We start from the raw sequence: 22209 nt of genomic DNA on the forward strand, positions 1-22209 counted from the left end.
GCCCTGACGCCGACGTCCCCTACCGGCTCCCTCGCCTGCGTCTGAGGGGACCGGTTCATGCGTTCCTCGTCAGCATCGCAGCGCACCTGCGGGCCTGAACGTGAAGGAACGCGATACCGGCAACCATCTGAATCAGCGTGATGGCCATGGGGACCAGGATCGAGACCGTCTCATGCAGGACCGCCTGGATGACGAACAGGAGAGCCGAGTCGATGAAGACCACGCCCAGTCCTATAGTCGCCACCGCGCACCGGGCCTGCATCGTGTACCAGTTCTTCTCGGAGCGCTGCGCGATCTCGTAGCGCACTCCCGCCCACGAGTTCGGCGGGAGCCTGTGCTGCGCCATCCGGCGCCCCAGCACCACGAGCACGATCCCGGTCACGCCCAGGACCAGGCTCATGAGTATGGAAATAGCTGTCTCAACCATCGATGTCCCTCGTTGTCCGTCGGAGTGGTGGAGGTTCTCGGTTCCGGTGAGCTCTCCTTGCATGGTACGCCCGCGCGGACGCACTGTGAACCTCGCGTCCTCACGCCTGAGGGGCGGTCAACGAGAATCAAGGTGCGTCCGCGGGCGGTGCAGCTGGTCTGATCAGGGTTTGATACTGCGGCGCCCCTTGGGGACGAGGGCCGCGACGACGAGCAGGCCCCCCAGCCCGGCCAGGCAGGCGATGGCCGTCGTCGTGAAGTCGAAGCGCAGCCCCAGGCCCGCCGCGATGAGCAGCCCACCTATGAGGAGCAGGAAGGCCCCCCACAGGAGCGTGGACCCCTTGATGTCCTGGGGGGCCTGAGGTCGCTGGTCCTGACCGGTCACCGTCCCGGCGCTCCACACCGGGCCCGGCGTCGACGACGCGGGCGCCGAGTCCGCGGACGTGACGCGGCCCTTGCCGCTCTTACCTTCCCGTCCGAAGGGGTCGGTATCGAAGGCGGTGGAGAAACCGTTCTGGTTCTGGGCTGAGCTCGCGGCCGGAGAGGTGGGTACATCAGTTGGCGCTGCCGCCTTGCTCTTAGCGTCGGCATCGTCGGTACGGGCGACCTGATCGGTACCGCTCGGTGCGCCTTCGGTGCTCAGGACATCAGTAGCGGCACCGTCGGAGGTGGGAAGCGGCATGGTGAGTGGTCGGGTGTCGCCGGAAGCCGGAAAGGGCCTCGTGGCGTCCTCGCTGGTCGCCTCGGTGCTGTTCTTACTGGCGTCGTCGGGCGACGTCGTGGACGAGGTACTGCTCATTGGGGGTCTCCTTGGATAGGGGCCGGGACATGCCCGGGAAAGATTTCTGGTGGCTGAAACGAGTGCGGAGGCGCGGGTGCGATCAGCCGGCATCCGCCGGGGTGGCCGTGGCGGGCTGCTTGGGGGGAGCCTGGGAGGGCGCCGGCGTGGCCGTTCCGGAGGAGGCCGGGCTCGCACTGGACTGTGCGGTGCTCTGTCCGGACAGGATCTTTTGCACGCAGGAGTCGTAGGCGGTGCGCTCCGCGGAGGTCAGGCCGGACAGGTTGCCCCAGCCGACATCCTCGCTTCGGTTGTCCTCGTTGACGCTCCCGTGGGCCGTGCGGATGCAGGCCTCGGCGTCCTCAGCCTTGATGGCCTGGTGGCTCATGCCCGGAACCGGCAGGGTGCCTTCGTGGACATTGCCCTTCTCGTCGTACCAGGAGCTGACGATCCACACGGATTCCTCGTTGTCGCCGTACCAGAAGACGGTGCCCCGTGACTCCTCGACGTTGATCGTCCCGGTGTCCACCGAGGCGTTGATGGTGATCGCCGGTCGCCCGTCCTCGCTGCTGGGGGAGGTCAGGGTGGACGCGACGTTCAGGCCGCCATGGGATTCCCTGTAGGCGGGCACGGCCTTTCCGGCCACGTCATAGGCAGGTAGGTTCTCGTCGTCGGTCCCCATCTGCTTGCCGTTGACGGTCCAGGCCCTCGAGACCCGCGACTCGATCGTCCCCATGTCGACGTCGGTCTTGACCGTCACCCGCTGGTTGGTGTCGGTCTTGATGCGGAGGGTCCCGACGTCGAGGTGGGCGGTGATGGTGGAGAGCCTGCCGGCCTCCTCAACGGGCATGCCGCGCAGGTCCAAGGTGAGATCACCGACGTCCTTGCTGCGAGTGACGCTGCCGCCGCTGGCCGACGACGCCAGCTCCTTCCACGTCACCGTGCTCGAGGCGAAAGTGGCCGAATCCGTGAGGTCCTTGAAAGGCATGTGGGCCAGGCTCGAGGGGACGACCGAGGCGGTGGCAAGAGCGGGGATCGCCATGATGAAGAGGGCCGGCCAGCCCAGCACCGTCATCCAGCCGCCGTGCCGACGGCGCAGACCACTGATGAAGATGCCTGCACCCAGGAGAGCGACCAGGACGCCGATGAGAATGAACTGGCCCTGGAGCAGGCCGACGCGGTGGGTCGCCGTGGCGTACCAGATGCCTGCTCCGGTCAGGAGCCCCAGCCCCAGGATCGCCAGCGACGTCGAGGAACCGGGACCGGGACGGCGCGGGCGCAGTGGGCGGGCCGGCATGGGCGCCGGCTGGTAGGGCGGGTGCTGCCGGTAGGAACGGTTCCGCCAGCTCGGACCGTTCGCCGGGCGGTTGAAGGCCGGGGCGCCAGAGCCTGCTGGGGAGAAGGCTGAGGAGTCTGAGGCCGATGGCGAGCCGGTCGCCGAGGGGAAGGCCCCGGGTGCGGCCTGGCCGGTCTGGTCACCAGGATGGTTGCCCGGTGACTGCTCGGCGCCGTGCTGAGTGGTCTGCCAGGGCTGGTGGCCCTGCGGGGCCGGAGCGGTGTTCCGGACTCCGCGGCGGTTCTGGACGAGGCGGACGGCGAAGATGACGGCCAGGACGGTCAGCCCCAGCCAGAACAAGGACCACACGGGGGCGGCGATTCCCGGGAGGCCCCACAGGTTGATGTACCAGCTGGGGATGAGGCCGTTACCGAGCGTCGACATGCCCACGATCGTCATACCGATGGCTCCCGCCAGGCCGGCGTTGAAGCGGCCGGAGAGCGCCTCCTCCAGGTGGATGCGCCCGTCGGACTCCTCGGGCAGAAGGGCCCAGGCCACGCCGTACAGGACCAGTCCGACACCGGCGAAGATCGAGAGCACCACCCATACGCAGCGCACCAGAACAGGATCCAGGCCGAAGCGGTAGGCGACCCCGCCGGCCACACCTGCGATCCAGCGCTCGTTGGTGCGCATGAGGCCAGAGCCGCGCAGGGAGTCGAAGAAACGGCGCGTCGAGCCGCCCTGGGGCCCGGACCGGGGCCCGCCGTACTGCTGGTAGGAGGGGCCGGGCCCGGGCTGCGGGCCCGTTTGGGAGCGGTGCTGGGAGCCGCCGGTGCCGTGGGAGTCGGAAGGACCGGAGGACGTGGAGCCGGCGGGAGAGTCGCCGTCAGGCGAGGGAGTGGGCATGTCATTCATGCCACCAATTCTTCGCTCCCGCGTCCCGCGCCACGATCGGGGGACCCCCTGAATGATCCCCGATCGTCCCCCGAATCCCCCGGAGGACCATCGGATCGGGGACCCCGACGTGCCACGATGGTGCCATGACAACAGCTCAGCAGTGGGGTGCGCAGCCCGGGCCGACCACCGGCGGGCCCGCGTACTCCTGGAGCCCCCCGCCGCGACCGCAGCGACGACCCCCTCTGCGTCGTCCACCCCGTCAGCTGGGGCCGGTCCCGGCCGACCTGCCCGCGGAGGTCGCCCGGCTGCGCCGGCCCGCTCGCATCGCCGGCGTCTGCGCGGGTCTGAGTCTCCACCTGGGCATCCCCGTGCGCTACGTCCGCGCGGCCATGGCCGTTCTTGCCCTCGCGGGTGGCGCGGGCGCCTTCCTCTACGCCCTGCTGTGGGCGACGCTGCCCGGGGAGAGCGCCCCGGCGGGGGACGAGTCCGCCTCACCGGTCTCCCGGGCCCGCCTGGCCACTCGTCCCAAGGGCGGAGAAGGCGCTGGAGGCCGGGGAAGTCATGGGGCTGACAGCGGATCCGTCTCCGGTCTGTCGCAGACGGTCATCGACGGCGGCTCCCTCCTCCTGGCGGCCCTCTTCCTGGCGGCATGGCGATTCGGCCTGCTGGACCAGGTCGGCGCGGTGGGAATCATCATCGTCATCATCGCCGGAGCGGCCCTGTCCTGGTCCCAGATGGACAACCTCGTCGGTCCGGACCGCAACCTGGGCGCTGTTCTGCGGGTTGCGGGCGGGGTGTGCCTGGCCGTCGTCGGCATCCTGGTGTGGGTGGCCGCGGACAGCTCGCCCTACAAGCTCATCTCCGGCCTCATCACCGGAGGGGCTCTTGTGGTGGGGATCGGCGTGGTCCTGGCGCCTCTGTGGCTGCGGACCAACCGGGCCCTGGCCGACACCCGCGCCGCCGAGATCCGTGAGGCCGAGCGAGCCGATATCGCCGCCCACCTGCACGACTCCGTCCTCCAGACCCTCACCCTCATCCGTAAGCGCGCCGACGAGCCCGAGACGGTGGCCCGCCTGGCCCGATCCCAGGAGCGCGAGCTGCGTGCCTGGCTCTACACCGACCGCCCCGCGCCGGGCACCTCCGTGGTCGACGCCTTCACCGATCTGGCTGGCGAGGTCGAGGACCGCCACGGCGTGGCCGTTGACGTCGTGTGCGTCGGCGACCGTTCTCCCGACCGTGATACCGAGGTCATCGTGGCCGCCACCCGCGAGGCCCTGTCCAACGCGGTGCGCCACGGCGCCCCGCCGGTCTCCCTCTACGTGGAGGCCGGCGACCAGCGCCTCGAGGTGTTCGTGCGCGATCACGGCCTCGGATTCGATCTTGACGCCATCGCCGATGACCGCCACGGCGTGCGCGAGTCCATCATCGGCCGCATGGAGCGTCACGGCGGCAGCGCCCGGGTTCGCCGCATGGCCACCGGCACGGAGGTGGCCCTGTCGCTACCCACATGATCCCGCTGCCCGTCTATCGTTGGCTCCATCCCACTCAGCTCCTCCTTCATCGCACCGACGTCACCACCAGGAAGACCCCATGGCTGACACCCCCGCCGGCACCCCGACAGACGACCACCAGCCCGCCCCGGCGGTTTCGCCCCTGCGAGTCCTGGTCGTTGACGACCACGCCCTGGTCCGCTCGGGGGTGCGCTCCGAGCTGACCGCTCACGCCCCCGACCTGGACGTCATCGCCGAGGCCGACGACGTCGAGGGCGCCATCGCAGCCGTCCACGCCCTGCGGCCCGACGTCGTCCTGCTCGACGTCCATCTGCCCGGCGGCAACGGTGGGGGAGGGGGCGAGGTCGTCGCCTCCTGCCACGACGTCCCCGAGACGCGCTTCCTGGCCCTGAGCGTCTCGGACGCCAGCGACGACGTCGTCGGCGTCATCCGGGCCGGCGCCCGCGGCTACGTCACCAAGGCCATCTCGACCGAGGACCTGGCCCAGGCCGTGCGGCGCGTGGCCGCCGGGGATGCCGCCTTCTCCCCGCGCCTGGCCGGCTTCGTCCTGGACGCCTTCGGCGCGGGGGCCGGCGAGGTGGCCGTGGCCGACACCGAACTCGATCGCCTCTCGGCGCGAGAGCGGGAGGTCATGCGCCTCATCGCCCGCGGATACACCTACAAGGAGTGTGCCTCCGAGCTGTTCATCTCGGTCAAGACCGTCGAGACCCATGTCTCCGCGGTTCTGCGCAAGCTCCAGCTGTCCAACCGCAACGAGCTCACCCGCTGGGCCGTGGCTCGTCGCATCGTGTAGAGCGCGGGCTCGGCCCGAGAACGAGGACGGGACGTGCGGGTGAGGGGCGGCCGGGGCAGGTGACGGTCTGACATCGCGTCTGGGCCCACACCGCCGCACTGTCCCGCCGCCGGCCCGATCCGTGGCAGGATGCGGGACGTGAGCCACCCCCCGCAGCCCTCCGCGAGCACCGCTCATCCCCACCCCGACCTCCTCCAACCGGCCTGCGAGCACCTGCGCGCGGGCGGGCTCGTCATCCTGCCCACGGACACCGTCTACGGCATCGGGTGCGACGCCGCCGAGGCCGGGGCGGTCGAGCGGCTGCTGGCCGCCAAGGGGCGCGGACGCCAGATGCCCCCGCCCGTCCTCGTGGCCGACCCCGCCGACCTGACCGGGATCGTTGCCGAGGTGCCCGACGTCGCCCGTACCCTCATGGAGGCCTTCTGGCCGGGGGCGCTGACCCTCATCCTCGATGCCGATGGAGCCCTGACCTGGGACCTGGGGGAGACCGGCGGCACCATCGGAGTGCGCATGCCGGCCCACGACCTCGCCCTCGACCTCCTGCGCCGCAGCGGCCCGCTGGCCGTCACCTCCGCCAACCCCACCGGCGCGCCGCCCGCAACCGATGCCGCCGCCGCGCGGGCCGCCTTCCCCGGACGGGTCCGGTGCGTCGAAGAGCTCACGCAGGGTGCCGCGGGTACCGGCGCCGTCGGGCGCGAGGACATCCTGCTTCTTGACGGAGGGGCCACGCCCGGCCCGGTCCCCTCCACCATCGTCACCCTCGCCGGGGCGCACGCCCGCGCCCCCCGGATCTTGCGCCAGGGGGCCCTGGCGCTCACTGACCTGGAACGGGTGGCCGGCGTCGACCTGTCCGAACGAACGGCGGACGCAACGCATGACAGGACGGAGGTGGGTGCGTGAAGGTCTACCTCCTGGTCATGGCCATCGCCACCGCGACCACCTACGTGGCCGTTCCGATCATCCGGCACATCGCCTTGGTGGGCAACGCGCTCACCCCCGTGCGGGCACGCGACGTCCACTCCACGCCCATCCCGCGCCTGGGCGGCGTGGCCATGTTCTTCGGCCTGTTCTCCGCGATCTCCGTGGCCTCCACGATCCCCTACCTCTCCGACGTCATCGACTCCAGCGCCTGGGCGGTGGTCCTGGGAGCGGGACTGGTGTGCCTGCTCGGCGTCGTCGATGACCTGTGGGAGCTGGACTGGATGACCAAGCTCGCCGGCCAGATCCTCGCCGCCGGCGTCATGGCCTGGCAGGGCGTCCAGCTCCTCACCTTCCCCGTGGCGGGGCTGACGATCGGCTCCTCGCGCCTGTCCCTCATCTCCACCGTCATCGTCGTCGTGGCCGCCATCAACGCCGTCAACTTCGTCGACGGACTCGACGGGCTGGCGGCCGGCATCATCGGGATCGGCTCGACCGCCTTCTTCATGTACACCTACGTCCTCACCCGCGCCACGAGCCCCGGCTCCTACAGCTCCCTGGCCGCCACGATCGTGGCCGCGCTCATCGGCGTGTGCGTGGGCTTCCTGCCCCACAACTTCAACCCGGCCACCATCTTCATGGGCGACTCCGGGGCGATGCAGCTGGGGCTGGTCTCGGCGGCCTCCACCATCATCGTCACCGGGCAGATCGACCCCGGCAGCTTCGACGGCTCGCGCGCCCTGCCCGCCTTCATGCCGATCCTCCTGCCGCTGGCGGTCCTCCTGCTGCCCCTGACCGACATGATCATGGCGATCGTGCGTCGGGCCAGGAAGGGTCTGAGTCCCACCCACCCCGACCGCATGCACATGCACCATCGGCTCCTGGCGGCTGGGCACTCCCACCGCCGCGCCGTGCTGGTGATGTACCTGTGGGCCGCCGTCGCCTCCTTCCCCGTCGCCGCGATGGCCTTCTTCCCCCTGCCCTGGGTGATGGTGGGGGCGGGCATCGCGGTCCTGCTCGCCTTCGTCGTCACCGTCGACCTCATGCCCGGGGTGCGCCACGCCCTGCACTCGATGCTGCACCGGCGCCAGGACCGCCAGGAGCAGCGGATCGTCATCTCCCGCAACGTCTCGGGAACCGGTGAGGTGACGCGCCCGGCCCAGGGGCAGGCGCCACAAGGAGCCGTCGTGTCGGCTGCTGTGTCAACGGCTCCGGCCTACCATCCCGAGGAGACGGACGCATGAGTACAGCACACGGCTCCGGCCCGATGTCGCAGCAACCTGCCGACGAGCAGCCGGGACCGACCGGGGGGACCAGTCACAACACCGCCGTCCTGATCGACTCTGTTGCCCGGCTGCGTCGGATCCTGACGATTGCCACCGGGGTTCTGGTGGCACTTGAGCTCCTCTGGTGCGTAGGTGGCGGCATGACCGGAGGCGTGGCCCGCCCGACCGGGACCTTTCCGGTGGCCGCGGTGGCGACGGTGCTGCTCCTGGCCTCCACGTGGTGGGTTCTGGCCCGCATGGTGCGCTCCGGGATGGGACTCATGGCTGCCTGGATGGGCGGCGGTTACCTCGCGAGAATCTCCCTGCTGGCCCTGGCTCTCCTCGGCGGTCGGGTGATCGGGCTGGACATTCGAGTGATTGGGGTCTCACTCATCGTTGCTGTGCTGGTAAGCGTGTTCGCCGAGGTGACCGTCCTGGCGCGAGCACGAATCCTTGCTGTGGAGCCGATGAAGGGAGGGCCGACGGGCCGGTTCTGACCGAGGCGTAGGTTCATCCTTGGGAGGCAGCAAGGACGATGAATCGGGATGCACCTGCTGATTTTGCTTCGTTGAACCATTCCTAGGCGCTAGCATTGCCAGTGGTTAGCAGGCCTGTTCAGGGCAGACATCAAGCCAGACTTCGAAGCGTGAGAGACATCGGGAGGATCTCCTGTCCATCAACACCGTCACCGAGAGCGACGCGGCAGTCGACGACGTCGCCGCGCCGCGGACGGCTGACGCCAAGCCGTTCGTCAAACCGCTGTGGTACTGGGTGCTCCTGGTTGTCCTGGTTGCGGTGATCGTGCTGACTGCGGTGCCCGCCTTCACTCAGCACCCTCACTCACCCGGCGTCGAGGACTTCTTCCCCGAAGCGCTCTTTGGCCAGGGTACGTTCCTGGAGTTCAACAGGCTCACCCTCGTCCGCGTCGTCATGGGGGTCGCCTTGTGCCTGACGGTGGGGGTGGCCGCCAGCCGGCTCAAGACCGTCCCCGGGCGCGGCCAGGCCGTGCTCGAGCTCATCGCCGACTTCGTGCGCAGCAATGTGGCCCTCATGCTTCTGGGCAATAAGAACGGACGCCGCTTCGCCCCCCTGCTGGGGACCCTCTTCCTGGGAGTGCTGGCCATGAACATCGCCGGCATCATCCCGGGACTCAACATCGCCGCCTCCTCGGTGGTGGCGGTGCCCCTGGTGTTCGCGGCCCTGACATACATCACCTTCATCGGTGCCGGAATCAGGGAGCAGGGAATCGGTCACTTCCTCGCCTCCCAGCTCCTGCCTCCGGGGCTGCCCAAGGTGATGTACCTGCTTATCACCCCCATCGAGTTCCTCTCGAACTTCATTGTTCGGCCGGTGACGCTCACCCTGCGTCTGCTGTGCAACATGGTCTCCGGGCACATGCTGCTCGCCATGACCTTCTTCGGGACCACCAGTCTGCTCCTGCACCTACAGGCGTCTTCGGCGGCAAGTTTCCTCACCGGCGCAGCCATGATCGCGGTGACCCTGTTCGAGGTCTTCGTCGCGGTCCTGCAGGCCTACATCTTCACCATCCTCAGCGCCGTCTATATCAAGCTCTCCATCGAGGCCCACTAGACGTCACCGACCTGTCCCTGAGGCTCTTCACGACCCTCTGACCCCACCTGCGCCATCGGCGCCAGAAAGAAGGAACCACATATGACCTCCGCTGCTCTCGCATACGTCGGCTACGGCCTGGCCACGCTCGGCCCGGGCGTCGGCATTGGTCTGCTGGTCGGCAAGACCCAGGAGGCCACGGCCCGTCAGCCCGAGGTGGCCGGACGCCTGTTCACCAACATGATCATCGGTGCGGGCATGGTCGAGGCCCTGGCCCTTATCGGCTTCGTCATGCCGCTCGTCGTCAAGTGATGCTTCCCCTGGCTGCCGAGAGCGGGCAGGGAGGGGGGACCGCCTTCATTCTGCCTCCGCTCTATGAGATCTTCTGGGCGGCGATCGTCCTCCTGCTCATCCTCCTGGTGGTGGGCCGCTACGCCCTGCCCCGGCTCTACGCCGTGCTGGACGAGCGCGCCCGGCGCATCCAGGAGGGCCTTGACCTGGCTGACAAGGCCGAGCAGGACCAGGCCGACGCTGAGAAGCGCGCCGCCCGGCTCGTGGACGAGGCCCGCCGCGAGGCCGCCCGCATCCGCGACAACGCACAGAGCGAGGCCAAGGAGATCGTCGCCCAGGCCCGCACCGACGCCCAGGCCGAGGCCGCCGGTATCGTCGAGGGCGCCCAGCGCCAGATCCTGGCCGACAAGCAGGCCGCGCAGATCTCGCTGCGCACTGACGTCGGCATGCTCGCCACCACCCTGGCCGAGCGCATCGTCGGCGAGCAGCTCAAGGACACCGCCTTGTCCGAGCGCGTCATCGACCGCTTCCTCGACGATCTCGAGGCCATGCCTCCCGTCGACGGCGTCGACGCAGCGGTGACCACCGGCCCCGCCTCCGAGCCCGCCCCGGAGGAGAAGCCGTGAGAACCGGGACCGGAGCCACCCGTGAGACCGTGAGCCAGGCCTGGAGCCCGGTGCTCACGGCGGCGGGCGTCGAGGGTCAGGAGCTGGGTCGCCAGATCCTCGCCCTGGCCCACCAGGTCGCCGTCAACTCGCTGGAGAGCCCCCTGACCGACCCGGGCCGCGAGTCCGAGGACAAGGCGGTACTGGCTCGCAGACTCTTCGAGGGAACTGTGGACGGGCGCGTCGTCGACCTGCTCAGCGCCATGGTCCGCGGCCGCTGGTCCAAGCCGGTCGACCTCATCTCCGCCCTCCATGACCTGGGCATCGAGGCGATCCTCGCCGGTGCCCACGCCGACGGCGCGGTCGGTGAGATCGAGCAGCAGCTCTTCGACGTCCACGAGCGGATCGCCGACGACCGCGAGCTGCGCGAGGCCCTAGCGCCCTCCCGGCGCACCCGCACCGAGGCCCGCGTCCGCCTGGCCGAGGCGGTCTTCGCCGCCCACATCAGCGCCCCGGCCATGAGCCTGCTGCGCTGGTGCGTGCGTCACCGCGCCGAGGGCGGGCCGCTGCGCAACCTGCGCCGCGTCGTCGAGCTGGCCGCCGCCATGCGCCAACGCACCATCGCCGACGTCGTCACAGCCGTCCCCATGACCACGGCCCAGGAGTCGCGCCTGCGTACCATCCTGGAGCGCCGCCTGGGCACCCGCATCGATCTCAACTGCGAGGTTGACCCCGAGGTCATCGGTGGGGCGCGTGTCATGATCCGTAACCACGTCCTGGACCACACCGTGCGCGGCGCCGTCGCCGAGCTGCGCACCCGTCTGGCCGGATAGCGGGCAACGCGCCCAGCGCCGCCTCCTGCACCGGTCCCCACAACTTCACCACCCCACCCCGTGCCGTCGTCGCTCACGCCCAGCGCCGCCGGCCCTCAGAACGCAACCAGCAAGGAGACGAGATGGCAGAGCTGACCATCAGGCCCGAGGAGATCCGCTCGGCCCTGAACGAGTTCGCCGAGTCCTACAAGCCCGCCGAAGTCGCGGCCGAGGAGGTCGGGCACGTCGTCTTCGCCGCTGACGGCATCGCACACGTCGAGGGCCTGCCCGGCGTCATGGCCAACGAGCTGCTCACCTTCGAGGACGGCACTGCGGGCCTGGCCATGAACCTCGAGGAGCGCAAGGTCGGCGTCGTCGTCCTGGGGTCCTTCGACGGCATCGACGAGGGCCAGGTCGTGCGCCGTACCGGCGAGGTCCTCTCCGTGCCGGTGGGCGACGCCTACCTGGGCCGTGTCGTCGACCCGCTGGGTCGGCCCATCGACGGCCTGGGCGAGATCGAGGCCGAGGGCCGCCGCGCCCTGGAGCTCCAGGCCCCCGGCGTCATGTCCCGCAAGTCCGTTCACGAGCCCCTCCAGACCGGGCTCAAGGCCATCGACTCGATGATTCCGATCGGCCGCGGCCAGCGTCAGCTCATCATCGGCGACCGCCAGACCGGCAAGACCGCCATCGCCCTGGACACCATCCTCAACCAGAAGGCCGCCTGGGACAGCGGTGACCCCGACAAGCAGGTGCGCTGCATCTACGTGGCCACCGGCCAGAAGGGCTCCACCATCGCCGCCGTGCGCGCCACCCTGGAGGAGCGCGGCGCCCTGGAGTACACCACCATCGTCGCCTCACCGGCCTCCGACCCGGCGGGCTTCAAGTACCTCTCGCCCTACACGGGCTCGGCCATCGGCCAGCACTGGATGTACCAGGGCAAGCACGTCCTCATCGTCTTCGACGACCTGTCCAAGCAGGCCGAGGCCTACCGTGCGGTCTCCCTGCTGCTGCGCCGCCCGCCGGGCCGCGAGGCCTACCCCGGTGACGTCTTCTACCTGCACTCGCGCCTGCTGGAGCGCTGCTCCAAGCTCTCCGACGACCTGGGCGCGGGATCCATGACCGGGTTGCCGATCATCGAGACCAAGGCCAACGACGTCTCGGCCTACATCCCCACCAACGTCATCTCGATCACCGACGGGCAGATCTTCCTCCAGTCCGACCTGTTCAACGCCGACCAGCGCCCCGCCGTCGACGTCGGCATCTCCGTGTCCCGCGTGGGTGGTGCCGCCCAGGTCAAGGCCATGAAGAAGGTCGCCGGAACCCTCAAGATCACCCTGGCCCAGTACCGGTCCATGCAGGCCTTCGCCATGTTCGCCTCCGACCTGGACGCCGCCACCCGCGCCCAGCTCACCCGCGGTGAGCGCCTCATGGAGCTGCTCAAGCAGCCCCAGTACACGCCCTACCCGGTGGCCGAGCAGGTCGCCAGCGTCTGGGCCGGCACCAAGGGCTACCTCGACGACCTCGACGTCGCCGACGTCCTCCCCTTCGAGGCGGCCTTCCTGGACCACCTGCGGCGCAACACCGACATCCTGGACACCATCGAGTCCACCGGGCAGCTCACCGACGAGACCGAGGAGGCCCTGGTCAAGGCCGTCGAGGCCTTCCGACGCACCTTCGCCTCCGGTGAGCAGATGCTGGGCGCCCAGGTCGCCGAGCCCGAGGAGGAGCCCGCCGCCGAGAGGACCACCGAGCAGCTCGTGGTCAAGAGGGGCTGACGTGGCAGGAAACCAGCGCGTCTACAAGCAGCGCATTCGATCGACCCAGACCCTCCAGAAGGTGTTCCGGGCGATGGAGCTCATCGCCTCGTCCCGGATCGGGCAGGCGCGCCGCAACGCGCAGGAGGCCTCTCCCTACGACCACGCCCTGAGCCAGGCGGTGGCCGCCCTGGGCTCCTACTCCCGCTTCGAGCACCCCATTACCCAGGAGCGTACGGATACCAACCGCGTGGCGATCCTCGTGGTCACCTCCGACCGCGGCATGGCCGGCGCCTACTCGGCCACCATCCTGCGCGAGACCGGCCGCCTCATCGAGGAGCTGGTCAAGGACGGCAAGGAGCCGGTGATCTTCACCTTCGGCCGGCGCGCCCATAGCTACTTCAGCTTCCGCGGCACACCGATCGAGTTCTCCTGGACCGGTCAGTCGGACCGACCCAGTGACGAGTCCATCGAGGAGGTCGCCACCACCCTCCTGGACTACTTCCTCCAGCCGGCCGAGGCCGGCGGCGTGGCCGAGGTCCACATCGTCTTTACCCGCTACGTCTCGATGGTCTCCCAGGTCCCCGAGGTGCGCCGGATGCTGCCGCTCAAGGTGGTCGACGTCGCCGGGGCCGGTGAGCTCGACGAGGCCGGCAACGAGGCCCTGGAGAAGGAGCTGGCGGCCAAGCGCGGCAGCTCCATGCCGCTGTACGAGTTCGAGCCGGGTCCCTCGGAGGTGCTCGACGCCCTCCTAACCCGCTACATGGGCTCCCGCATCCGCAACGCCCTGCTGCAGTCGGCCGCCTCCGAGCTGGCCAGCCGCCAGCAGGCCATGCACACGGCCACGGACAACGCCGAGGACCTCATCATCACCTACACCCGCCTGGCCAACGCGGCGCGCCAGGGCGACATCACCCAGGAGATCACCGAGATCGTCTCGGGTGCCGACGCCCTGGGGGCCGAGTAGACCGAGAAGCCCCGACGTCGTCGAGACCCCACACAGACTCACCTCACCGAGCAGGACCCCCTCTCAGCTCTGGAAGATACGGAAGAACGCACATGGCTGACACCACCACCCCCGGGACGGGACGCATCACCCGCATCATCGGCGCCGTCGTCGACGTCGAGTTCCCGCCTGATGCGATCCCGGCGATGTACAACGCCCTCAAGGTGACCGTCCAGGCCACCAGTGCCGGCGAGGAGCCCCACGAGATCACTCTGGAGGTCGCCCAGCACCTGGGCGACAACATCGTGCGCACGATCTCCCTCAAGCCCACCGACGGCCTCGTGCGCGGCTCGCTCGTGCGCGACACCGGAGCACCGATCTCCGTGCCCGTGGGCGACGTGACCAAGGGCCACGTCTTCAACGTCACCGGCGACGTCCTCAACCTCGCCCCCGGCGAGCAGATGGAGATCACCGAGCGCTGGCCCATCCACCGCCAGCCCCCGGCCTTCGACCAGCTCGAGTCCAAGGAGCAGATGTTCGAGACCGGCATCAAGGTCATCGACCTGCTCACCCCCTACGTCCAGGGCGGCAAGATCGGCCTGTTCGGCGGTGCCGGCGTGGGCAAGACCGTCCTCATCCAGGAGATGATCCAGCGCGTGGCCCAGAACCACGGCGGTGTCTCCGTGTTCGCCGGCGTGGGGGAGCGCACCCGTGAGGGCAACGACCTCATCGTCGAGATGGACGAGGCCGGCGTGTTCGACAAGACCGCCCTGGTCTTCGGCCAGATGGACGAGCCGCCGGGCACGCGTCTGCGCGTGGCCCTGTCCGCCCTGACGATGGCCGAGTACTTCCGCGACGTCCAGCACCAGGACGTGCTGCTGTTCATCGACAACATCTTCCGCTTCACCCAGGCCGGCTCCGAGGTCTCCACGCTGCTGGGGCGCATGCCCTCGGCCGTGGGCTACCAGCCCAACCTGGCCGACGAGATGGGCCAGCTCCAGGAGCGCATCACCTCCGCCGGCGGTCACTCCATCACCTCCCTGCAGGCGATCTACGTGCCCGCCGACGACTACACCGACCCAGCACCGGCCACGACCTTCGCCCACCTGGACGCCACCACCGAGCTCAGCCGTGAGATCGCCTCGCGCGGCATCTACCCGGCTGTGGACCCGCTGACCTCCACCTCGCGCCTGCTGGCGCCCGGCTACGTGGGCCAGGAGCACTACGACGTCGCCACCCGGGTGAAGTCCATCCTCCAGAAGAACAAGGAGCTCCAGGACATCATCGCCATCCTCGGCGTCGACGAGCTCGGCGAGGAGGACAAGGTGACGGTGGCCCGCGCCCGCCGCATAGAGCAGTTCCTGTCCCAGAACACCTACATGGCGGAGAAGTTCACCGGCGTGGCCGGCTCCACCGTTCCGCTGTCGGAGACCATCGAGGCCTTCCGTCGTATCTGTGACGGTGACTACGATCACCTGCCGGAGCAGGCCTTCTTCAATATCGGTGGTATCGAGGACCTGGAGCGTCGTGCCGCTGAGCTCACGGCCTGAGTCGTTAGGATCCGGGGAGAGCCGGGCGCAGGAAAGGAGGGGACATGGCCTTACGTGTTGAGGTGGTCTCGCCGGCGGGCGAGGCCTGGGCCGGTGAGGCGACGCAGGTCTCCGTGCCTCTGATCAACGGGGAGCTGGGCATCCTGCCCGGCCGCCAACCCCTCGTGGCGGTCCTGGGATCCGGGTCTGTGCGCCTGAGTCCCGTCGACGGCGAGATGCGCAGGGTCGAGGTGTCCGGCGGCTTCTGCTCCGTGGACCACGACGTCATCACGATCGCCGCCGACCATGTGAAGCAGGACGCGGAGGCCTGAGGCATGGGGCAGCACGTGTGGATGGTCGTGGCGCTCGTCGTCCTCGTCCTCGTGCTGCTGATCGGCGGGTTCCTGGCCCGCCTGCGCTACCTGGCCGGACAGGTCGGCTCCTTCGAGTGCGCCCTGCGTCCACGCGGGGCGCAGCGCTGGCTGAGCGGGGTCGCCTCCTTCCGGCTCGACTCCCTGGAGTGGTACCGCCTCGTGTCCTTCTCCACCAGGCCGTCGCGCTCATGGAGCCGCTTGAACCTGGAGCTCTCCGAGGTACGGCGCCGCCGGGAGCAGGGGCGCGTCGTCGAGGTCCACTGCGTGGATGCCACTCGTAGTCCCGAGGGCTTCGACCTGGCCATGATGGAGGAGTCGCACTCGGCGCTGATCGCCTGGGTGGAGTCCGCCTCCCCCGAGCAACCCAGCCTCTACTGAGCCCCGCGCAGGCCTTTGCCAGTGAGCCTCGCCGGCGCTTCCGCCGGGCCGGCGGGGCGGAGTCACGCCCCCTGGCCGAATCGGCGACGTCCTTCTCCCGCGAGGACTGCGTTTTCCGGCAGACTACTGAGGCCCGTTCCCAGACATCTGTAGGACATCGCAGTCCTCGACCACGACGTACGTTCTCGACGGCGGGGTCACGGTCTTCTGGTGCTACGGCTCCTGGCTCCGGATCACGCCGAAGAAATGGTCCCTGATCTGGTCGGGTACGGTGCTCGAATGGCGGAGGGGTGGCAGGCGGGTGACACGATGCTCAGGCCTTCTGGCCCCGGCGTTGCGCCGAGCCTCGGTCCGCCCCGCTAGGGTGGACGGGTGCGCCTCGTTATCGCCTCCTGCTCCGTCGACTACTCCGGCCGCCTGGACGCCCACCTGCCCCGAGCCACCCGCGTGCTCATGCTCAAGGCCGATGGCTCGGTCCTTGTCCACTCCGACGGCGGCTCCTACAAGCCCCTGAACTGGATGAGTGCCCCGGCCCGCCTGACCGTCACCGAGCCGGACGAGGAGGCCGCCGCCGACGGCGTGCACGAGGTCTGGGAGGTGAGCGCCGCCAAGACCGACGACCGCCTCGTCATCCGCGTCTTCGAGACCATCTCCGACGTCAGCCACGAGCTGGGCGTGGACCCCGGGCTCACCAAGGACGGCGTCGAGGCTCATCTCCAGGAGCTCCTGGCCGAGCAGATCGAGGTCCTGGGCGCCGGCTTCCGCCTGGTGCGCCGCGAGTTCCCCACCGCCATCGGCCCGGTCGACATCATGGCCAAGGATGCTGAGGGCCGATCCGTGGCCGTGGAGATCAAGCGCGTCGGCGGGATCGACGGCGTCGAGCAGCTCACCCGCTACCTTGAGCTGCTGGACCGCGACCCGCTGCTGACCCCTGTCCAGGGCGTCTTCGCCGCCCAGACGATCAAGCCCCAGGCCCGTGTCCTGGCCGAGGACCGCGGCATCCGCTGCGTCACCCTCGACTACGACGCCATGCGCGGCATGGACGACCCGACCTCCCGCCTGTTCTGAGGAGGCAGCCGTGCCCGCCGCCCGCGACTCCTCCGCGCCGCTGCCGATCGAGGTGAGCCTGGCCCGCATCATCTCCCAGGGCCTCATCCCGGCCACTGCCGCGCCCGACGTCGTCCAGGCAGTATCCCGCCAGCTCGCCATTCAGGGGCAGCAGGTCTCCGCCGTCCCGCACGCCCTGCTCGTGCGCGCCCCGGCCGCCACCCCGGCTGACGTCGAGGCCGCCTTCGCTCGGGGTGACCTCGTGCGCTCCTGGCCCATGCGCGGCACCGTCCACATCACCACCGCCGCGGACCATCACTGGCTGCGGGCCGCCCTCATGCACCGCACCGACGCCTGGGTCCGGCGCAGCGAGGCCGACTACGGCGTCGATGCCGCCCTGTGCGAGCGCGCCGCCGAGGTGGCCCTCGGCCTCATCGATGACCAGGGCCCGCTGACGCGCTCGGTGCTGCTTGCGTCCTGGCAGGAGGCCGGCCTCATGGAGGCCTTCCGCGGCGAGGACGTCTCGGCCTACCGGCGCCGCCACCTCCTGGTGCGTCTCCAGCGTGAGGGGATCCTTGTCCAGGGGCCGCGGTCCGGCAATGAGCACCTCGTCATGGACGCGCGCCACCTGCCCGACGCCGACTCCGGGCCCGCCGGTGCAGGCGTCGCCCACGGCGGGGCGGGCCACCGCGCCGCCTGCGCGCACATCGCCTACCGCTACGCCGCCGGCCACGGCCCGGTCGGCGCCGAGGACCTGGCCCGCTGGACCACGCTGCCCAAGACGCAGGCCGCCCGCGCCCTGGAGGACGCCGTCGAGCTGGGGGAGGAGCAGGCCCCGGCCTCAGCTGAGGGCGCCGGTGAGTCGGCCGGGACCCGCGTTCCGCTCGTGCGGGCGGTCGCCGAGGGTGGGGCGCGCGGAAGCCTGCGCCCGCTCGGCCCTGGCGAGTCGGCACCGAAGGCCGGCCTGCTCTACATGCGCGCCGACCTGCCCGACCTCCTGTCCGCTCACCGCACCGCCGCGCAGGCCACGCACTTCCTGGGCTCCTTCGACGAGCTGCACGTGGGCTACAAAGACCGCTCCTGCCTCACCGACGACGACGGCGAACGCCTCATCTGCCCGGCGAGCAACGGCATGTTCCGCCCGATCCTGGTGGACCGCGGCTGTCTCGTCGCCGTGCGGCCGGTCGGCGAGGGCCTGCTGTGGAAGGGCGGGGCAGCGCCGTCGGCCCGCGTGGAGCGCGACGTCAACCGGGCCGTGTCCCGCATGGAGCAGCGCCTGGCCGGGTGAGCAGAGCGGAACCGGCTTTCCGCCCACGCAGTGTGGGGGAGAAGACGCTCCGAACGAAGTTGTCTGATGTCTGGGGAAGTGACAGAATCCGACTTATGAGCAACGAAGCCATGCAGGTCCGCGCACTTCGGGGGCGCGTCGTCACCCCCGACCACATCATCGACGACGGGGCGGTCGTCCTGTCGGGAGCTCACATCGCGTGGGTCGGCCCCGTTGACCAGGCCGCCAGGGCCGGCTTCGCAGGCGCCGTCGAGCAGGCGCAGGCCGCCCCCGAGGGCGGCTACCTCCTGCCGGGACTGGTGGACGTCCACTGCCACGGCGGCGGCGGCGAGTCCTTCCCCAACGCCGAGACCGCCGAGCAGGCGATGATCTCCGTGCGCGAGCACCGCCGCTTCGGCACCACCTCGCTGGTGGCCTCCTGCGTGACGGCCGCCCCCGAGGTCCTCAAGGCGCGCACCCGGGTCCTGGCCGGGCTGTGCGAGGACGGCGAACTCGCCGGCATCCACTTCGAGGGACCCTTCGTCTCGGTTGAGCGCTGCGGCGCCCAGGACCCCACCTACATCATCGACCCCGACACCGCCCTGACCCGCGAGCTCATCGAGCTCGGCGGCGGGCACGTCGTCACCATGACGATCGCCCCGGAGAAGCCCGGCATCACTGGCGACGACGGAGTCAACGCGGCCCTCATCGAGGGCGGAGCCCTGCCCTCCTTCGGGCACACCGACTCCGAGGCGGCCCCCGTGCGCGCCGCCCTGGCCGACGCTGCCGCCCGCATCGCCGAGCGCCTCGAGGCCGGCAAGCCGGTCCGCGCCCCGCGCTCCACCGCCACCCACCTGTTCAACGGCATGCGCCCCATGCACCACCGCAAGCCCGGCCCCGTGCCCGAGTTCCTGGCGGCCGCCCAGCGCGGCGAGTGCGTCCTGGAGATGATCGGCGACGGAGTGCACCTCAACCCCGCCATCGTCCTGGACATGTTCGAGACCCTGGGGCGCGACAACGTCGTCCTGGTCACCGATGCCATGGCCGCGACCGGCATGGCCGACGGCGACTACGTACTCGGCTCCCAGCCGGTCACCGTGGCCGACGGCGTCGCCCGCCTCACCGAGGGCGGCGCGATCGCCGGGGGGACCGCCCACCTCATCGACGTCGTGCGCACCACCTGGCAGGGGGGAGTCGACCTGGTCGACGCCGTCTACGCCGCCAGCGTCCAGGGCGCGCAGATCCTCGGCGACTCGTCCGTGGGGGCGCTGCGGGCGGGCCTGTGGGCCGACGTCGTCGTCACTGACGCGGACCTGCGGCCCGTCACCGTGCTGCGCCGCGGCGAGGCGGTGAAGCCCGCCGCCTGATCCTCCCGCACCACCGGCCCGCACGGGCCCAGCAGTCTCTTGTCATGTGGGAGCCGTTCGCCCCGACCTGAACCACCAGGTCGGGGCGAACGTGTGGTGCCGGGCGGGTTGCGCCTAGCCGGGCAGGCCCAGGAGGCGGCGGGTGTAGACGGCCTGGCCGGAGTGCTGGGCGGCGTCGTCGATGATCGAGACCAGGCGCGCGCCCCGGGTGACGGGCGGGTCCCAGGAGCTGTCGATGATGTCGTCGAGCCTCTCCGGCGCCAGGGATCGCATGTAGCCGTACGCCATGGCATAGGCGTCATCGAGATAGGCGGTCAGGACGGAGAGGTCGTCGACGACGACCTGGGCGGCCTCCTCGGGCGTGTGGCGCCAGTCCTGGGTGTCGTCGGGCAGGGGTAGGTCGAAGCGCTCCCGGTGACCGCCGGTGAACCAGACGAACTCCTGGCCCGCCATGAGCGAGATCTGGAGGTCGATCTCGCGGGCCGTGTGCCAGGCCAACCAGGTCAAGGAGTTCGTACGCGGAGCGATGTCTGGGACCGGGGGAGTATTGGCCTGCTCCAGCGTGACGTCGGCAAGGGCACGGTCAAAGCGCTCGCGGGATCTGGACAGTGCGTCGATGAGTATCTCTGCAAGTGTCATACCGTCAGGCTACGCCTCTACCTGACGCTCGCGGGAGCCCGGCGTCGACGGGGAGCCGGCTCTGAATGGCGATGGATGGATTCAACGCTGCGGGGAACTGGGGGCGATGCTCATGTACGTGGCTGAAGGCTTCTCCATGATGGCGAAGGCGAGGCAGGCTGCAGCCGAGATACCGACTCCAATAGTGCTCGCCATTGCCAGGATGTCGGAGGAGCCGGAAGAGAGTCCCAGGCTCTCAAGGGGTGAAGGAATACGTGAGGGGATGAAGTGCTGATCGGGCAGCGACAAGGATAGGAGTATAAGGAATGTCAAGTGACTGAAGAAAGCTGTCGCTGTTGCCGGTGTGATGATTCTGTTACCAAGGCGCGATGGCCTGTTCGATGTGGCGGCTAATGTAGCGACGTGGAAGCCGATGGCGTATGGGAGGAGGAAGAAGGAGCGCATACCGAATGCATCACATGTGATGCGCAAGCTGATCGTGATGAGCGGTATCACGATGGCCAGCGGGATCCTGAGCCAGAAGAGGAGCGTATTCCGTGTGGAAGCGATGTGGTCGTTGGCTCCCTGTATGGAATTCAGTAGGGACGAGTAGGACATGGCACGGTAGGGCGAAGGAGCTGGGAGCTGGTGCGTATATGGAGGTGTCACTCCATATACCTGCATACTGTTCTGGTGGAAGCTCATGCCTTGAGGTTAGAGGCGGAGTGTGGGAACGGCGATGGGGTGTTGTTCCCAAGGGATGAGGACCGGATCAGACGGACGAGTGGTAACGCGAGTGGGTGAGCTGGATGCGGGCCGGCCGTGTTCGTGTATCACCGCGCTCCGACGAACGCCCAGATCAAACCGAGTCCCGGACGCGAAACACCCCTCCCTCGAGTGGCGCGTCCATCCCCGGAACCCGCCGTCGTTCGTGAAGGGAACGTCGGTGGGGGTGGTGTTTCAGGGGGTTAGTGGCCTTGGGCTTCTTCGGCGTCGTCGGTGAGGTAGGAGGTGATGCGGACGAGGTCGTAGGGGGTGGAGGTCTCGGTGGTGGTGATGGTGCCTTCGATGGTGTGCCAGGTGGTGTCGCCTTGGGGGTGGTAGCGGGTGGTCCAGGTGGTGGTCAGGGTGGTGGTGACGGCTGTGGCGGTGTGCTGGTAGTGGTGGGTGACGGTCTGGTGGGGGTATGGGTGGCCGGGGTCGGTGGTGGTTGTGGTGGTGCCGTCTCCCCAGTTCCAGGTGTAGGAGGTGGGGGTGAACTCGACGTCGATGGTGGTGCCCAGGATGGTGGTGGTCTGGTGGCGCGCGGTGGGGTTGGTGTAGACGATGAAGGCCTTGGAGATGACTACCTTCGGGCCGGGCGGTTGGCGGGTGATCCCTGAGCCTTGCGCGATGAGAGTGGCGGCCTGGCGGGTGGTGAGCGTGACCGTGCGGGGGCTGGCCCCGGCGGGCCCATCGTTCTGGGGGTCGCCGGGCTGGGACATCCTGTTGTACATGCAGTCCATGTCCGGGATATGACCGCCGCCGCTGACGCAGTCCTGGTGGGGCTGCTTATCCCACGTCGATGGGTCAGAAGCTGTCACGGTCGGATGCTCTTGAGACGGCAGCTCACCAGGGCCTGAATCAGGTACTTCTATCGTTTCGCTATATTCTCCGGTTATTTCCGACCGACTTCCAGAGTTGTTTCCACCGATAGTGGGGTCAGATGATCCCGGCTCGCTTCGAGCCGCGATTGTCGGAAATATCGAAAGTGAAGTGATAACCACGACCGAGAGAGGGAGTCTCATT

General features: G+C 69.3%; 23 protein-coding genes. 17 read left to right on the forward strand and 6 right to left on the reverse strand.

The window, feature by feature from the left end; all coding sequences use genetic code 11:
- Positions 1–55: 55 nt before the first annotated feature.
- The 3 genes from BKH33_RS03085 to BKH33_RS03095 form a co-directional block, all read right to left on the reverse strand.
- A complete protein-coding gene (locus BKH33_RS03085) occupies positions 56–427 on the reverse strand; it encodes an SdpI family protein (protein ID WP_043539591.1) in 372 nt (123 codons plus the stop codon).
- A gap of 162 nt (positions 428–589) precedes the next feature.
- Complete coding sequence (locus BKH33_RS03090; RefSeq protein ID WP_003784208.1) at positions 590–1225, reverse strand: hypothetical protein; 636 nt, start codon at positions 1223–1225, stop codon at positions 590–592.
- A gap of 82 nt (positions 1226–1307) precedes the next feature.
- On the reverse strand, positions 1308–3395 hold the full coding sequence (locus BKH33_RS03095) for a PspC domain-containing protein (RefSeq protein ID WP_003784214.1): 2088 nt from the start codon (positions 3393–3395) through the stop codon (positions 1308–1310).
- 125 nt (positions 3396–3520) lie between these two features.
- On the opposite strand from BKH33_RS03095, the gene BKH33_RS03100 reads away from it, so the two are divergent.
- From BKH33_RS03100 to BKH33_RS03180, 17 genes are all read left to right on the forward strand, one after another.
- The gene (locus BKH33_RS03100) at positions 3521–4888 is read left to right on the forward strand and encodes an ATP-binding protein (RefSeq protein WP_081392055.1); all 1368 of its coding nucleotides are present in this window, start codon (positions 3521–3523) and stop codon (positions 4886–4888) included.
- A gap of 79 nt (positions 4889–4967) precedes the next feature.
- Positions 4968–5681, forward strand: a complete 714-nt coding sequence (locus BKH33_RS03105) for a response regulator (RefSeq protein ID WP_081392054.1) — start codon at positions 4968–4970, stop codon at positions 5679–5681.
- Between the two features lie 129 nt (positions 5682–5810).
- Positions 5811–6581: an L-threonylcarbamoyladenylate synthase gene (locus BKH33_RS03110; protein WP_076075089.1), complete on the forward strand. Its 771-nt coding sequence runs from the start codon at positions 5811–5813 to the stop codon at positions 6579–6581.
- Complete coding sequence (locus BKH33_RS03115; protein ID WP_003785332.1) at positions 6578–7843, forward strand: MraY family glycosyltransferase; 1266 nt, start codon at positions 6578–6580, stop codon at positions 7841–7843. The genes BKH33_RS03110 and BKH33_RS03115 overlap by 4 nt, the downstream gene beginning before the upstream one ends.
- Positions 7840–8361, forward strand: a complete 522-nt coding sequence (locus BKH33_RS03120) for a hypothetical protein (RefSeq protein ID WP_003785336.1) — start codon at positions 7840–7842, stop codon at positions 8359–8361. The genes BKH33_RS03115 and BKH33_RS03120 overlap by 4 nt, the downstream gene beginning before the upstream one ends.
- Before the next feature lie 172 nt (positions 8362–8533).
- Entirely contained in the window at positions 8534–9454 is a 921-nt protein-coding gene (gene atpB, locus BKH33_RS03125) for a F0F1 ATP synthase subunit A (RefSeq protein WP_232621565.1), read from the forward strand.
- A gap of 81 nt (positions 9455–9535) precedes the next feature.
- A complete protein-coding gene (atpE, locus tag BKH33_RS03130; RefSeq protein ID WP_003785325.1) occupies positions 9536–9745 on the forward strand; it encodes an ATP synthase F0 subunit C in 210 nt (69 codons plus the stop codon).
- Positions 9745–10350, forward strand: coding sequence for a F0F1 ATP synthase subunit B (locus BKH33_RS03135; RefSeq protein ID WP_050998552.1), 606 nt, complete (start codon positions 9745–9747; stop codon positions 10348–10350). The genes atpE and BKH33_RS03135 overlap by 1 nt, the downstream gene beginning before the upstream one ends.
- Positions 10347–11162, forward strand: a complete 816-nt coding sequence (locus BKH33_RS03140) for a F0F1 ATP synthase subunit delta (protein WP_003785335.1) — start codon at positions 10347–10349, stop codon at positions 11160–11162. Before BKH33_RS03135 ends, BKH33_RS03140 begins: the two co-directional genes overlap by 4 nt.
- Before the next feature lie 122 nt (positions 11163–11284).
- Complete coding sequence (gene atpA / locus BKH33_RS03145; protein ID WP_003785331.1) at positions 11285–12916, forward strand: F0F1 ATP synthase subunit alpha; 1632 nt, start codon at positions 11285–11287, stop codon at positions 12914–12916.
- A 1-nt stretch (position 12917) separates the two neighbouring features.
- Positions 12918–13862, forward strand: coding sequence for a F0F1 ATP synthase subunit gamma (locus BKH33_RS03150; protein ID WP_076066112.1), 945 nt, complete (start codon positions 12918–12920; stop codon positions 13860–13862).
- Between the two features lie 92 nt (positions 13863–13954).
- Positions 13955–15391 (forward strand): F0F1 ATP synthase subunit beta, encoded by a 1437-nt coding sequence (gene atpD / locus BKH33_RS03155; RefSeq protein WP_003782648.1) that lies wholly within the window; start codon positions 13955–13957, stop codon positions 15389–15391.
- A gap of 44 nt (positions 15392–15435) precedes the next feature.
- Positions 15436–15702, forward strand: coding sequence for a F0F1 ATP synthase subunit delta/epsilon (locus BKH33_RS03160; RefSeq protein ID WP_003782650.1), 267 nt, complete (start codon positions 15436–15438; stop codon positions 15700–15702).
- 3 nt (positions 15703–15705) lie between these two features.
- Positions 15706–16122, forward strand: a complete 417-nt coding sequence (locus BKH33_RS03165) for a DUF2550 family protein (RefSeq protein ID WP_003782652.1) — start codon at positions 15706–15708, stop codon at positions 16120–16122.
- A gap of 372 nt (positions 16123–16494) precedes the next feature.
- Positions 16495–17190 (forward strand): endonuclease NucS, encoded by a 696-nt coding sequence (nucS, locus tag BKH33_RS03170; protein WP_003782656.1) that lies wholly within the window; start codon positions 16495–16497, stop codon positions 17188–17190.
- 10 nt (positions 17191–17200) lie between these two features.
- Positions 17201–18457: a DNA glycosylase AlkZ-like family protein gene (locus tag BKH33_RS03175; protein ID WP_076142524.1), complete on the forward strand. Its 1257-nt coding sequence runs from the start codon at positions 17201–17203 to the stop codon at positions 18455–18457.
- 110 nt (positions 18458–18567) lie between these two features.
- A complete protein-coding gene (locus tag BKH33_RS03180) occupies positions 18568–19803 on the forward strand; it encodes an N-acetylglucosamine-6-phosphate deacetylase (RefSeq protein WP_003780839.1) in 1236 nt (411 codons plus the stop codon).
- A 114-nt stretch (positions 19804–19917) separates the two neighbouring features.
- Here BKH33_RS03180 and BKH33_RS03185 read toward each other — a convergent pair whose 3' ends face one another.
- The 3 genes from BKH33_RS03185 to BKH33_RS03190 all read right to left on the reverse strand — a co-directional run bounded on the left by BKH33_RS03185 (position 19918) and on the right by BKH33_RS03190 (position 22208).
- A complete protein-coding gene (locus BKH33_RS03185; RefSeq protein ID WP_003780831.1) occupies positions 19918–20442 on the reverse strand; it encodes a DinB family protein in 525 nt (174 codons plus the stop codon).
- A gap of 81 nt (positions 20443–20523) precedes the next feature.
- A complete protein-coding gene (locus BKH33_RS13535) occupies positions 20524–20730 on the reverse strand; it encodes a hypothetical protein (protein WP_143228590.1) in 207 nt (68 codons plus the stop codon).
- Between the two features lie 659 nt (positions 20731–21389).
- A complete protein-coding gene (locus BKH33_RS03190; RefSeq protein ID WP_003780834.1) occupies positions 21390–22208 on the reverse strand; it encodes a hypothetical protein in 819 nt (272 codons plus the stop codon).
- Position 22209 lies beyond the last annotated feature (1 nt).

Source organism: Actinomyces naeslundii (assembly GCF_001956585.1).
In the GTDB taxonomy this organism is placed as follows: Bacteria; Actinomycetota; Actinomycetes; order Actinomycetales; family Actinomycetaceae; genus Actinomyces; species Actinomyces naeslundii.